Genomic DNA, 12,900 nt, shown 5'->3' with positions numbered 1-12,900 from the left:
CCGGCACAGTGCTGCTTGCGGTTCGGCACAGCTGGGGGGCGAATTCCGGGGGCGGATTCCCGGGGGCGGATTCCCGGGGGCGGATTCCCGGGCGCGGATCGCGATCGAGCGCCGGGCGGCCCGGGCCGGCGTGCGTTCAGCCGTCCGCCCGATACGGCGCTTCCCGCAGCCACTTGGTGGCGATCCACTTCTCGCCCTGCTCCACCGGCAGCCCCGCGTGCAACGTGCGCTCGTCGAGGGCGCCGTCCTCGCCGAGATAGGCGAAGAACACCGCATTGCCCTGGACCGGATTGACGCGCAAACCCAGCTTCGGGAAGGCGGTCGCCCCGCCGGCGGGAACGTCGTTCAGGTAGATCACCAGAGTCGCCATGCGCTGTCCGCCGACGCGCAGCTGGCGCGCCTCGCCCGGGCGCTGCGGATTGAAGAAGTCGTAGTGCGGCTGGTATTCGGCGCCGGGCTTGTAGTTCAGGATCTGCAGCCCTTCGCCCTGTTCCACCGGGACGCCGGTGACCGCCGCGATGCGCGCCTCGAGCGTTTCGATCAGCGGATGCTCGCCGACCTGGAACATCGCGCCCATGCTGGTGCGCGCGTCGATCAGGTTCCCGTCGCCGGTATCGGGATTGACCACCGGCGAACGCGCCAGCCGGCCGCGGGACAGCGCGATCAGCGCCTCGCATTCGTCCGGCATCAGCAGCCGCTGGAACAGCGCGATGCGGGGCGATTCCATCGCGAACAGTACCGGCACGTCGCGGCCGTCGCCGGCGGGCAGCGCATTGGGAGCGTTGAGGGCGGAGGTCGCGTCGGCGGCGGCCTGCGCAGTGTGCGTCGTGACTTCCGCAGCGGTCCTGGCCTTCGCGGACCGCGATGACGACGACGACGACGACGATGACGATGACGATGACAGTGACGATGCGGATGCCGCCGGCGATGGACCCGACCGCGCGCCGCGCGCCCCGGCTCCGGCGAGCGCGGCCTGCACGGTGGTCCGCGCGAAGCCCGCATCGTAGCCGGACTGGCACATCGACCGCACCAGCGCGTCGGCGCCGAAGCCCTGCGCGATATGCCGGGCCAGCCAGCGTTCGAGTTCGGGCGACGAGGTGGCGTAGCCGGTCTTGCCGGCCGCCGGATGCGAGCGGGAGGTCATGACGGATCGGACAGGCGGGTGGGCGGGAACGCGGCGGGGCCGCCGAGGGGTCGGGACGGCGCCGGCAGCAGGCGCGCGGCGGCATCGCCCGCACGGCCGGGGCGGGCTGCGGCCGCCAGCGCGCCATTGGACTCGGCGGCGCTCGCCACCGTGACCGCGACCTCGGCCTGCTGCCAGCGCTTCCACGCGGCCAGCACCGCGTTCGGGTATTCCGCGCGGCCGCGGCTGCCGTTGTAACGGCCCAGCGCCAGGAACAGGTCGCCGGACTCGCGGTCCAGGTAGTGGCGCAGGATGGTGCAACCGTAGCGCAGATTGCTCTGCAGATGGAACAGCTTGCGCGCGTCGCCATCGCCGATGGTGCGCGCCCAGAACGGCATCACCTGCATCAGCCCGCGCGCGCCCGCCGTGCTGATCGCGTACTTGCGGAAATTGCTCTCGACTTGAATGAGCCCCAGTACCAGTGCCGGCTCCAGCCCGGCGCGCTTGGCCTCGTAATAGACGGTCTCGACCAGCTCGGTGCGGATCAACGGCTCGGGGATGCGCGGCTCGAGGCGGCGCGACATCTCGGCCACCCAGCGCAGATAGGCGTCGCGCTCGCCGGCGGAGACAAATACCGGACGGGCCGGACGCGCATCCGCGATCGCCGCGGCCAGCGCGCCGCGCACGGCGTCGGCCAGCTGCTCTTCCCGCTGGGCACCGGCGTGCGCCGGGGGCGAAGCCAGCAGCAGCGCCAGCGCGGACAGCAGCGCAGCCGCCAGCATCGCAAGCCCCGACGTGGGTTCGGCAAACCTGCCCCGGACGCTGCCGGCAAACTTGCCCGGACGCATGCCCGGAGACTTGCCGGGAAGCGGCGCCGCCGCGATGGCGGCGCATCGCGGCGGTTGCATGGCCTCAGTCGGCCAGCAGCTTGCGCACATGCCCGACGATGTCGGCCACCGCCACGCGGCTCGCCTCGGCGTCGCGCCGGCCCTGGTACTCGACCTGGCCTTCCTTCAGGCCGCGGTCGCCCACCACCACGCGGTGCGGCACGCCGATCAGCTCCCAGTCGGCGAACATCACGCCGGGGCGCTCGCCGCGGTCGTCCAGGATTGCGTCGACGCCGGCCGCCAGCAGCTCGGCATGGATGCGGTCGGCCTCGGCCTTGACCGCTTCCGAACGGTCGTAGCCGACCGGGCACACCACCACTTCGAACGGCGCGATCGCGGCGGGCCAGATGATGCCGCGCTCGTCGTAGTTCTGTTCGATCGCCGCGCCGACGATACGGGTCACGCCGATGCCGTAGCAGCCCATCTGCATCGGCTGGGTCTTGCCGTTCTCGTCGAGGAAGGTCGCGTTCATCGCCGCCGAATAGCGCGTGCCCAGCATGAACACGTGGCCGACCTCGATGCCGCGGCAGATCGCCAGGCGGCCCTTGCCGTCGGGCGAGGCGTCGCCCTCGACCACGTTGCGCAGGTCCGCGACGAGCGGCTCGGGCAGGTCGCGGCCCCAGTTGACGCCGGTCAGGTGATAGTCGCGCTCGTTGGCGCCGCAGACGAAGTCGCTCATGTTGGCGACGGTGCGGTCGGCCACCACGCGGATCGGCGCCTTGGCACCGATCGGGCCCAGATAGCCCGGCGGCGTGCCGAAGGTGGCGACGATCTCCGCCTCGGTGGCGAAGCGGAACTCGGCCAGGCCCGGCACCTTGGACGCCTTGATCTCGTTCAGGTCGTGATCGCCGCGCAGCAGCAGCAGCCAGATCTGCGCGGGCTCGCCCTCGGCGCCCTCGGTCGCCAGCACGATCGACTTGACGGTGCGCTCGAGCGGAATGCCCAGCAGCTCGGCGACGTCCTCGCACTTGGCCTTGCCCGGCGTGGGCGTGCGCGTCAGCGCCTCGCGCGCGGGCGCGCGTTCGGCGACCAACGGCAGCGCCTCGGCAGCCTCCATGTTGGCCGCGTAGTCCGACTCGGGGCAGTAGACGATGGCGTCCTCGCCGGTGTCGGCGATCACGTGGAACTCGTGCGAGCCCGAGCCGCCGATCGCGCCGTTGTCGGCCGCCACCGCGCGGAATTCGAGGCCAAAGCGCTGGAAGATACGGATATAGGCGTCGTACATCTGGCGGTACGAGACCTTCATCCCTTCCTCGTCGCGATCGAAGGAATAGGCGTCCTTCATCGTGAATTCGCGCCCGCGCATGATGCCGAAGCGCGGCCGGCGCTCGTCGCGGAACTTGGTCTGGATCTGGTACAGGTTCAGCGGCAGCTGCTTGTAGCTGCGGAGCTCGGTGCGGACGATGTCGGTGACGACCTCCTCCGAGGTCGGCTGCAGCACGAAGTCGCGCTCATGGCGGTCCTTCAGGCGCAGCAGCTCCGGGCCCATCTTGTCCCAGCGGCCGGTCTCCTGCCACAGCTCGGCCGGCTGCACGAACGGCATCAGCAGTTCGACGGCGCCGGCGCGGTTCATCTCCTCACGGACGATCCGCTCGATCTTGCGGATCACGCGCAGGCCGGTTGGCATATAGCTATAGATGCCGGCACCCAGCTTCTTGATCATGCCGGCGCGCATCATTAGCTTGTGCGAGACGATCTCCGCGTCGGCGGGGGCTTCCTTGAGAGTGGAAATGAAGAATTGCGAAGCTTTCATCCGTGGCTTTCGGTTGGGACAGCGCGCGCGGCGCGGATCGATGGGAAAAGGCGTAAGGGGTAAAACAGGTCAAGGAAAGGCGGGCAAGGACCCGGGTGGTGAGACGGTTTGCGGACCGGCGAAAGGCGCCTGAAACGGCGCATTTCGTCGGGGAAAACCACCACCCCGGAGCGGCCCGGACGGACCCCGCGCTTCCTTTATAATCGACGTAATTCTAAAGGATTCGAGGTGCAGTCATGCTCGATCGTGAAGGCTTTCGCCCGAACGTCGGCATCATCCTCATCAACGCACGGAACGAGGTGTTCTGGGGCAAGCGAATCGGCGAACATTCTTGGCAGTTTCCGCAAGGCGGCATCAAATACGGCGAGACGCCGGAACAGGCGATGTACCGCGAACTGCATGAAGAGGTCGGACTGCTGCCCGAGCACGTCAGGATCGTCGGTCGCACGCGCGACTGGCTGCGTTACGAGGTGCCGGACAAGTTCATACGCCGCGAGATTCGCGGGCATTACAAGGGGCAGAAACAGATCTGGTTCCTGCTGCGCATGGCGGCGCGCGATTGCGATATCTGCCTGCGCGCCACCGACCACCCGGAATTCGATGCCTGGCGCTGGAGCCAGTACTGGGTGCCGCTCGACGCGGTGATCGAATTCAAGCGCGAGGTCTACCAGATGGCGCTGACGGAATTGTCGCGCTTTCTGCATCGCGGCCCGCGGGCGCCGCTCAGTCCCTACGGCAACCACCATGCCGGGACCCATGGCAACCCCGGCCGCGCCGGCGGCCCACGCGCAGGCCGGCAAGGTCCGGGCAATGCGCCGGCCGCCAGCCAGCCGTCCCCTACCCTGACGCAGCCGGAACCGCCGGTCTGCGCGCAAACGCGGAGCACTGATGAATAAACCCGCCGGCTTCGGCCGACGCCGCGCCGGCAGCGCGACCCCTTCGGGTCTGGCTGCCGGGCTTGCCACGCTGTTCGCGCTCGCCCTGGTGAGCGCCTGTTCCACCAGCACAGAAACGCCCAAGCGCGCCGCCCAGCTGGAAGCGGAGGAGGCCGAGGAACCGGTCTTCCTGCTCGACCGGCTCGCCTCCAAGGGCTTCCAGGAGGCCGCGACCAAGCTGCCGCCGCCGCCCGCGGACGCCGACCTGCTGCCCTTCGACGTCAGCACCACCGGGCGCCTGTCGTTCGCCGTGGACGCCAAGTCCATCATGGTCGGCGAGGACGGCGCGGTGCGCTACACCGCGGTGATCACCAGCCCGACCGGCGTGCGCAACATCAGCTACGAAGGGGTGCGCTGCGACGTGTTCCAGCGCAAGCTGTTCGCCACCATGCCGCCCGGCAGCAAGACCTGGGTGCCGAACCAGAGCGCGGGCGCCGAACAATGGCGCACGATGAGCACCAGCGTGCGCAACAGCTATGCGGCGACGCTGGCGTCCGAATACCTGTGCGACGGACGCGCGGTGGCGGGCAAGACCGAGGATATCGTGCGGGCGATCCGCGACGGCGTCGCGCGGCAGGGCGCGTACCGGTAAGGCGTATCGGTCGGCAGGAATGAAGACCGGAGGGCGCGATTCGCCGTCCGTCCAGAAAGGCCGGGGGCGGCGATTAGCCGTCCGCTCAGAAGGCTGGGGCGCTTCGCCTTCCGCTCAGACCAGCACCAGATTGTCCCGGTGGATCAGCTCGGGCTCGTTCAGGTGGCCGAGCACCGATTCGATTTCCGATGACGGCTTGCGGGCGATCAGCCGCGCCTCCGCGCTCGAATAGTTGGTCAGGCCGCGCGCCACCTCGCGTCCCTGCGCATCGACGCAGGCGATGACCTCGCCGCGCGCGAATTCGCCCTGCACTTCCACCACGCCGATCGGCAGCAGCGACTTGCCGCCCGCGGTCAGCTTGTCGACCGCGCCGGCATCGATGACGACGCGCCCGCGCAGCTGCAGATGGTCGGCCATCCACTGCTTGCGCGCGGTCAGCCGCCCGGTCGGCGCCAGCAACTGCGTGCCGATCGCCTCGCCGCCGGCCAGCCGCGCCAGCACGTCGGCCTCGCGACCGGATGCGATCACGGTATGGGCGCCCGACTTGGCCGCGCGCTTGGCGGCCAGGATCTTGGTCAGCATGCCGCCGCGGCCGATCGCGGTGCCGGCGCCGCCGGCCATCGCCTCGAGTTGCGGCGTGCCCGCCAGCGCCTCGTGCACGAACTCGGCGGCCGGGTCCTTGCGCGGATCGGCGGTGTAGAGGCCGCGCTGGTCGGTCAGGATCACCAGCGCATCGCCCTCGATCAGGTTGGTCACGAGCGCGCCCAGCGTGTCGTTGTCGCCGAACTTGATTTCGTCGGTGACGACCGTGTCGTTCTCGTTGATGATCGGCACCACGCCCAGGCTCAGCAGCGTCAGCAGCGTGGACCGTGCATTCAGATAGCGCTCGCGGTCGGCCAGGTCGGCATGGGTCAGCAGCACCTGCGCGGTACGGATGCCATAGCGGCCGAACTGGCTTTCGTAGACCTGGGCGAGCCCCATCTGCCCGACCGCGGCGGCCGCCTGCAGCTCATGGATCTCGCGCGGGCGACGCGCCCACCCCAGCCGCTGCATGCCCTCGGCGATCGCCCCCGAACTGACCAGCACCACTTCCTTGCCGGCGGTGCGCAGCTTGGCGATCTGCGCCGCCCAGCGGGCGATGGCGTCGTGGTCAAGCCCCTTGCCATCGTTGGTGACGAGGCTCGATCCGACCTTGACGACGATGCGCCGGGCCTGCGCGATGACCGATTGGGTGGGCAACTCTGTCTCCTGAAGTGAGGTCGTGCCGGGCGATGAACCGGCGCGGAAATTCGGCGCGGGTGTTCGGGGCAGATCGTGGCGAATCGGGGCCGATGTTCGGGGCGGATATTTGGCGCGAAATCAGCCTTGTTGTCCGTCGCGGTCGACGTTGTGCAGCCGCTCGTCCAGACGCACGTCCGGCTCGGCCAGCGCCGCCGCCTCCTCGGCCTTCAGCGCGGCCAGATGGTCCTTGATCGCGTAGACCAGCTCGCGGCAGCCCTCGCCGGTCAGCGCCGAGATGCGGAACACCGGCCCCTTCCACTTGTAGCGCTTGATGAAGTCCTTGACGCGCGCCTCGCGCTCGTCCTCCGGCACCATGTCGAGCTTGTTCAGCACGAGCCAGCGCGGCTTCTCGTACAGCTCGGCGTCGTACTTCTTCAGCTCGTTGACGATGGCGCGCGCCTCGGCGACCGGATCGACGGCCTCGTCGAACGGCGCCAGATCGACGATATGCAGCAGCAGCCCGGTGCGCTGCAGATGGCGCAGGAACTGATGGCCCAGGCCCGCACCCTCGGCGGCGCCTTCGATCAGCCCCGGGATATCGGCGATCACGAACGATTGCTCGTGGTCGACGCGCACCACGCCCAGGTTCGGATGCAGCGTGGTGAACGGATAGTCCGCCACCTTCGGCCGCGCATTGGAGACGTGCGAGATGAAGGTCGACTTGCCGGCGTTCGGCATGCCCAGCAGGCCCACGTCGGCCAGCACCTTCAGTTCGAGCTTGAGCATGCGGCGCTCGCCCGGCTTGCCGTCGACCTGCTGGCGCGGCGCGCGATTGGTACTGGACTTGAAATGCAGGTTGCCCCAGCCGCCGATGCCGCCCTCGGCCAGGCACACCTTCTGGCCGTGCTCGGTCAGGTCGGCGATGACCTCGCCGCTGTCCATGTCGGTGATCAGCGTGCCGACCGGCATGCGCAGGGTCACGTCCTCGCCAGCCGCGCCGTAGCAGTCGGAGCCGCGGCCGTTCTCGCCGTTGCGGGCGACGTGCTTCTTGGCGTAGCGGAAATCGATCAGCGTGTTGATGTTGCGATCGGCCACCGCGTAGACGCTGCCGCCACGGCCGCCATCGCCGCCGTCCGGCCCGCCGAACGGCACAAACTTCTCGCGCCGGAACGACGCGCTGCCATTGCCCCCGTTACCGGCAATGACTTCGATTCGGGCTTCGTCGATGAACTTCATGATGGTTCCGTGATGGAGCGTGCCGCGTCGCAAGGCCTGGTCAGGCGCTGCCGGCGGCGGGCGACGTTCGACATTGTCGCCAGAAAAGAAAAAGCCCCGCAAGGGTTGCGGGGCCTTCGTGCTGCAAGGCAGTGATCAGGCTGCCGGAACGACGCTGACCTGCTGCTTCTTGGCAGCGCCCTTGACGGCGAACTTCACGTGGCCGTCAACCAGGGCGAAGAGGGTGTGGTCCTTGCCCACGCCGACGTTCTCGCCGGCATGCACGCGGGTACCGCGCTGGCGGACGATGATGCCGCCGGCGTTGATGGCCTGGCCACCAAACACCTTCACGCCCAGACGCTTCGATTCGGAATCGCGGCCGTTCCGTGTGGAACCGCCGCCTTTTTTCTGTGCCATGACTTAACTCCTGTCGCTTTACCTAGTTGTCGCTCGATTTGCTGTCTCGTTGCCGTCCGCGTGGACTCAGGCAACGATCGCTTCGATGCGCAGTTCGGTGTAGTTCTGGCGATGGCCTTGACGCTTCTGGTAATGCTTGCGACGGCGCATCTTGAAGATCTTCACTTTGTCGTGACGACCTTGGGAGATAACGGTAGCTTTGACGGAAGCCCCGCTGACCAGCGGCGTACCAAACTTGATCTGGTCGCCAGCGCCCACTGCGAGCACTTGGTCGAGCGTGATTTCTGCGCCAATGTCTGCCGGTATCTGTTCTACTTTCAGTTTTTCGCCAGCAGCAACCTTGTATTGCTTGCCGCCGGTTTTTACGACCGCGTACATTGTCGAACCTCTCGATGTGAATAAACGCCCAAAAGCCAGCGCCGGCGCGGCTTCGCGGTGAAGCGAAGCGGCCAGGCAATGCGCTTTCGGCCCGGTTATCTCCCGCCGGCACGGACGCAACAACAGCAGTTCAGCCGGAGGAAACTCGGCATTCTATACGAGCAGCGGGAAAAGTGCAAAGAAAACAAACACATAGGCCCGCAGAGGCGGGCAACGCACTTGCCGAAGCCGGCCCTCAGGTCGCCTCGGCCAGCAGGAATCCGGCCAGGGCGGCGAACGCGACCCACCACGCAAGGCGGCGGGAGGGACGGCGGCCATGGCCATCGGGAGCGGCGGGCTTGTTCATGCCCGCATTATAGGCGCCGCGTGTGGACCGCCTGGTGGTGCCGCCTGTGGGGCCGCCTGTGGTGCCGCCTGTGGGGCCGCCTGTGGGGCCGCCTGTGGGGCCGCCTGTGGGACCGCCTGTGGGACCGCCTGTGGGACCGCCTGTGGGGCCGCTCGTGCGCCGCTCCGGCGGCGCACCGCAGCGGGCAAGACCGGCCGCCGGACCGGTGCGCGATGGCGCGAGATGGCGCGCACGACAAGCCATCTGGACACGGCCATCGCATATAATCGCTCGTTCTGCGTAACGGTGATCATCTTGTCCGAGTCTTCCGCCTCTGCCTTGCTCGCTCCGGTCGCTGCCGACATGCGCGCCGTCGATGCAGTCATCCGGCAGCGCCTGTCTTCCGAAGTGCCCCTGATCGAACAGATCGGCGAATACATCATCGGCGCGGGCGGCAAGCGCCTGCGCCCCGTGATCCTGCTGCTGTCCGCGCGCGCGCTCGGCTATGACGGACATCGCCATCATGAACTGGCCGCGGTGGTGGAATTCATCCACACCGCCACGCTGCTGCACGACGACGTGGTCGACGAATCCGAGCTGCGGCGCGGCCGCCAGACCGCCAACGCGGTGTTCGGCAACGCCGCCAGCGTGCTGGTCGGCGACTTCCTCTATTCGCGCGCCTTCCAGATGATGGTCGATGCCGGCAGCATGCGCATCATGCAGATCCTGTCGGATGCGACCAACGTGATCGCCGAGGGCGAGGTGCTGCAGCTGCTCAACATGCACGACCCGGACGTCACCGTGGAGCGCTACCTCCAGGTGATCCGCTACAAGACCGCCAAGCTGTTCGAGGCCTCGGCCCAGCTCGGCGCGGTGCTGGCGGGCGCCGACGCGGAGATGGAGGAAGCGGCCGCCGAATACGGGCGCCGCATCGGCACCGCCTTCCAGCTGATCGACGACATGCTGGACTACACCGCCAGCGCGGAGCAGATGGGCAAGAACGCCGGCGACGATCTGCGCGAGGGCAAGCCGACGCTGCCGCTGCTGCATCTGATGGAGCATGGCACCGCGGAGCAGCGCGCGCTGGCGCGCGAGGCGATCGTCCAGGGCGGCACCGAACATTTCGACGCGGTGTTCTCCGCCATCCATCAATGCGGGGCCCTGGATGCGACCTTCGAGGCCGCAAAACGCGAGGCCGATGCGGCCGAACGCGCGGCAATGCAATTTCCCCCTTCACAACTGAAAGAAACACTGATAAAGTTATGTGCTTTCTCGCTGCAACGTCAGTTCTGACGCGGCGGGGAACAAAAACGGGGTGTAGCTTAGCCTGGTAGAGCGCTACGTTCGGGACGTAGAGGCCGGAGGTTCGAATCCTCTCACCCCGACCAGTTTTTCAGAAGGGCCGTGCAGCGATGCACGGCCCTTTTGCTTTGGTGGGTTGGGCGTGTCGTCGCATCGCCGCCGGCGCCGCGGCATTTCGGCACGCCGTTCGTTTTGGCAGGCTGCTGCGCGCCACGATTACGCAGGTACCAGGGCAAGGACCGGGCAGGTACGCCACATCGCGCCGGCCATTCCATTTTGAGACTGCGCGCATTCCCGTCCCCGGCCGGCGCGTCGCACACTGGGCCACTCCTCCACTGCGCCCTGCCTCGCCATGATCGCCACCGCCGATGCGCCGATCGAATACGACCCCGCCATGCCCTCGGCCGATGATGCGCCGGTCGTGCGCTTCGTCCAGACGCTGCTGACCGAGGCCTGCCGGCGCGGCGCCTCGGACCTGCACTTCGAACCGTACGAAGGCTTCTACCGCGTACGCTTTCGCATCGATGGACTGCTGCACGAGGTCGCGCGCCCGCCGCTGGACATTCGCGACCGCATCGCGACACGGATCAAGGTGCTGGCGCGGCTCGACATCGCCGAGAAGCGTGTGCCCCAGGATGGCCGCATGCGCTTCGTGGTGCCGCGGCGCGACGGCGATGCGGGGCCGCAGGGCGCGGCGACGCGGGCCATCGACCTGCGCGTATCCACGCTGCCGACGCTGTTCGGCGAGAAGATCGTGCTGCGCATGCTGGACGCCTCCAGCGTGCGGCTCGACATGGACGGCCTCGGCTTCGAGCCGGCGCAGCTCGCCGTGCTGCTGGAGCGTCTGCGCCGTCCGCACGGCATGGTGCTGGTCACCGGCCCGACTGGCAGCGGCAAGACCGTCTCGCTGTACGCCTTTCTCAATCTGCTGAACCAGGACGAGCGCAATATCTCGACGGCCGAGGACCCAGCAGAGATCCAGCTGGCCGGCATCAACCAGGTCAATATCCACGACAAGGTCGGCCTGAACTTTCCGGCCGTGCTGCGCGCGTTGCTGCGTCAGGACCCGGACGTGATCATGGTCGGCGAGATCCGCGACGCCGAGACCGCCGATATCGCGGTCAAGGCCGCGCAGACCGGCCATCTGGTCCTGTCGACGCTGCATACCAACGATGCGCCGGGCACGCTGACACGGCTGGCGCAGCTTGGTGTCGCGCCCTTCCATCTGGCCGCCAGCGTGCTGGTCATCACCGCGCAGCGGCTGGCCCGCATGCTGTGCGCCTGCAAACGGCCCGGCCCGGTGCCGCTGGCCGCGCTGCGCGAGGCGGGCTTCGCGGACGCCCTGCTCGATGGCAACTGGCAGCCCTGCCAGCCGGTCGGCTGCGCCGCCTGCCGCGGCAGCGGCTACCGCGGGCGCTGCGGCATCCACCAGGTAATGCCGGTCTCCGACGCGATGCAGGGCATCATCCTGTCGCGCGGCAGTACGCGCGCGCTGGCGCAGCAGGCGCGCCGCGAGGGCGTGCTATCGTTGCGCGAGGCCGGGCTGCTCAAGGTCAGGGCGGGCACGACCTCGCTGGCCGAGGTGCTGGCGACCACCAATCCATAACGAAGATCGACCGAACGATCATGCCATCCGGGTCCAACATGGCAGCCCCCGCTCCGCGCGCCGCAGTCCGCCGCCCCGCCGTGGCGCGCACGATCGCGCCACCACGAATCCGTGCCGAGGACATTGCCCGCTTCACGCGCCAGCTGTCGACGCTGCTGGGCGCGAGCGTGCCGCTGCTGCCGGCGCTCGACATCATTGCGCGCGGCCACGGCGATCCGGCGTGGCGCCGTCTGCTGGCGCAATTGCGCGGCGACATCGAGAGCGGCAGCGGCCTGGCCCAGGCCATGCGCCGGCATCCCCGCACGTTCGATGCGCTGTACTGCAGCCTGGTCGACGCCGGCGAGCAAGGCGGCGCACTGGGTGGGATGCTCGACAGGCTCTGTGCCTGCCAGGAACAAGCAATCGCGCTGCGCCGTCAGGTACGCGCCGCGCTGCGCTATCCGCTGGTGGTGCTCGCGGTAGCCGCCGCCGTGACGACGATCCTGATGCTGTTCGTGATTCCGGCCTTCAAGCAGGTCTTCGTCGGCTTCGGCGCCGGCGCACAACTGCCGACGCCGACGCAATTCGTCATCGCGCTGTCCGACGGCTTCGTCGTGCATTGGCAGTGGCTGCTGGCGCTGCCGCCGCTGGCGTGGCTGGGCCTGCGGCATGCGCTGGACCGCTCGCCGCCGCTGCGCCATGCGCGCGATCGGGCGCTGCTGCTGTTGCCGCTGGCCGGTCCGCTGCTGCGCAAGGCGGCGGTGGCGCGCTGGACGCGCACGCTCGCGACGCTGTCCGCCGCGGGCACGCCAGTCGTGGAGGCGATGGCGCTGGTCGCGGGGGCGTCCGGCAATCGCGTGTATCGCGACGCCACCCGGCAGATCGAACGCGCCGTGCGCTGCGGCGCCAGCCTGGCCACGGCGATGCGCGCCAGCGCCGTGTTCGACCCGATGGCGCTGCAGATGACGCGCATCGGCGAGGAATCCGGTGCGCTCGACACGATGCTGCTGCATGTCGCGCAATGCTGCGAGCGCGAGGTCGACGAGGGCGTCGCCGCGGTGGCCGGGATGGTCGAGCCGCTGATCGTCGTGGTGCTGGGCGTGCTGATCGGCGGGCTGGTGATCGCAATGTATCTACCGATCTTCAAGCTGGCGCAGGTGGTCTGAG

The 12,900-nt window shown here is 68.6% G+C and carries 11 protein-coding genes, 1 tRNA gene and 1 pseudogene; 6 read left to right on the top strand and 7 right to left on the bottom strand.

Annotated elements, in window-relative coordinates:
- Nucleotides 1-136 precede the first annotated feature (136 nt).
- The 3 genes from K7G19_RS09940 to K7G19_RS09930 all read right to left on the bottom strand — a co-directional run bounded on the left by K7G19_RS09940 (nucleotide 137) and on the right by K7G19_RS09930 (nucleotide 3,763).
- Nucleotides 137-1,144 carry a 2OG-Fe(II) oxygenase gene (locus K7G19_RS09940; RefSeq protein WP_226107099.1) on the bottom strand — a complete coding sequence of 336 codons (1,008 nt, stop codon included), beginning with the start codon at nucleotides 1,142-1,144 and terminating at the stop codon, nucleotides 137-139.
- Entirely contained in the window at nucleotides 1,141-1,905 is a 765-nt protein-coding gene (locus K7G19_RS09935; protein WP_226107646.1) for a lytic transglycosylase domain-containing protein, read from the bottom strand. The genes K7G19_RS09940 and K7G19_RS09935 overlap by 4 nt, the downstream gene beginning before the upstream one ends.
- 130 nt (nucleotides 1,906-2,035) lie before the next feature.
- Nucleotides 2,036-3,763, bottom strand: a complete 1,728-nt coding sequence (locus tag K7G19_RS09930) for a proline--tRNA ligase (protein ID WP_226107097.1) — start codon at nucleotides 3,761-3,763, stop codon at nucleotides 2,036-2,038.
- Nucleotides 3,764-3,999: 236 nt separating this feature from the next.
- Here K7G19_RS09930 and K7G19_RS09925 point away from each other — a divergent pair, with 236 nt between their 5' ends.
- On the top strand, nucleotides 4,000-4,659 hold the full coding sequence (locus tag K7G19_RS09925; RefSeq protein WP_150082123.1) for an RNA pyrophosphohydrolase: 660 nt from the start codon (nucleotides 4,000-4,002) through the stop codon (nucleotides 4,657-4,659).
- On the top strand, nucleotides 4,652-5,290 hold the full coding sequence (locus K7G19_RS09920) for a CNP1-like family protein (protein ID WP_223819432.1): 639 nt from the start codon (nucleotides 4,652-4,654) through the stop codon (nucleotides 5,288-5,290). The genes K7G19_RS09925 and K7G19_RS09920 overlap by 8 nt, the downstream gene beginning before the upstream one ends.
- Before the next feature lie 114 nt (nucleotides 5,291-5,404).
- On the opposite strand, the gene proB is transcribed toward K7G19_RS09920, so the two are convergent.
- The 4 genes from proB to rplU form a co-directional block, all read right to left on the bottom strand.
- Nucleotides 5,405-6,529 (bottom strand): glutamate 5-kinase, encoded by a 1,125-nt coding sequence (gene proB, locus K7G19_RS09915; protein ID WP_226107095.1) that lies wholly within the window; start codon nucleotides 6,527-6,529, stop codon nucleotides 5,405-5,407.
- 120 nt (nucleotides 6,530-6,649) lie between these two features.
- A complete protein-coding gene (gene obgE / locus K7G19_RS09910; RefSeq protein WP_150082120.1) occupies nucleotides 6,650-7,747 on the bottom strand; it encodes a GTPase ObgE in 1,098 nt (365 codons plus the stop codon).
- Between the two features lie 135 nt (nucleotides 7,748-7,882).
- On the bottom strand, nucleotides 7,883-8,143 hold the full coding sequence (gene rpmA / locus K7G19_RS09905) for a 50S ribosomal protein L27 (protein ID WP_053822556.1): 261 nt from the start codon (nucleotides 8,141-8,143) through the stop codon (nucleotides 7,883-7,885).
- Nucleotides 8,144-8,209: 66 nt separating this feature from the next.
- A complete protein-coding gene (gene rplU, locus K7G19_RS09900) occupies nucleotides 8,210-8,521 on the bottom strand; it encodes a 50S ribosomal protein L21 (RefSeq protein ID WP_006576525.1) in 312 nt (103 codons plus the stop codon).
- A gap of 688 nt (nucleotides 8,522-9,209) precedes the next feature.
- Here rplU and ispB point away from each other — a divergent pair.
- The 4 genes and pseudogenes from ispB to K7G19_RS09880 all read left to right on the top strand — a co-directional run bounded on the left by ispB (nucleotide 9,210) and on the right by K7G19_RS09880 (nucleotide 12,899).
- On the top strand, nucleotides 9,210-10,139 hold the full coding sequence (gene ispB / locus K7G19_RS09895) for an octaprenyl diphosphate synthase (protein WP_150082151.1): 930 nt from the start codon (nucleotides 9,210-9,212) through the stop codon (nucleotides 10,137-10,139).
- An 18-nt stretch (nucleotides 10,140-10,157) separates the two neighbouring features.
- Nucleotides 10,158-10,234: transfer RNA gene (locus K7G19_RS09890), tRNA-Pro, on the top strand.
- A 290-nt stretch (nucleotides 10,235-10,524) separates the two neighbouring features.
- Nucleotides 10,525-11,754 (top strand): annotated as a pseudogene (locus K7G19_RS09885) (GspE/PulE family protein); the annotation flags it as partial.
- Nucleotides 11,755-11,792: 38 nt separating this feature from the next.
- Entirely contained in the window at nucleotides 11,793-12,899 is a 1,107-nt protein-coding gene (locus K7G19_RS09880; protein WP_226107093.1) for a type II secretion system F family protein, read from the top strand.
- Nucleotide 12,900: the final 1 nt, after the last annotated feature.

The organism is Cupriavidus sp. DB3 (assembly GCF_020418465.1).
In the GTDB taxonomy this organism is placed as follows: domain Bacteria; phylum Pseudomonadota; class Gammaproteobacteria; order Burkholderiales; family Burkholderiaceae; genus Cupriavidus; species Cupriavidus cauae.
Note: the sequence above shows the minus strand (reverse complement) of the source record. Positions and strands in the feature narration are given on the sequence as shown.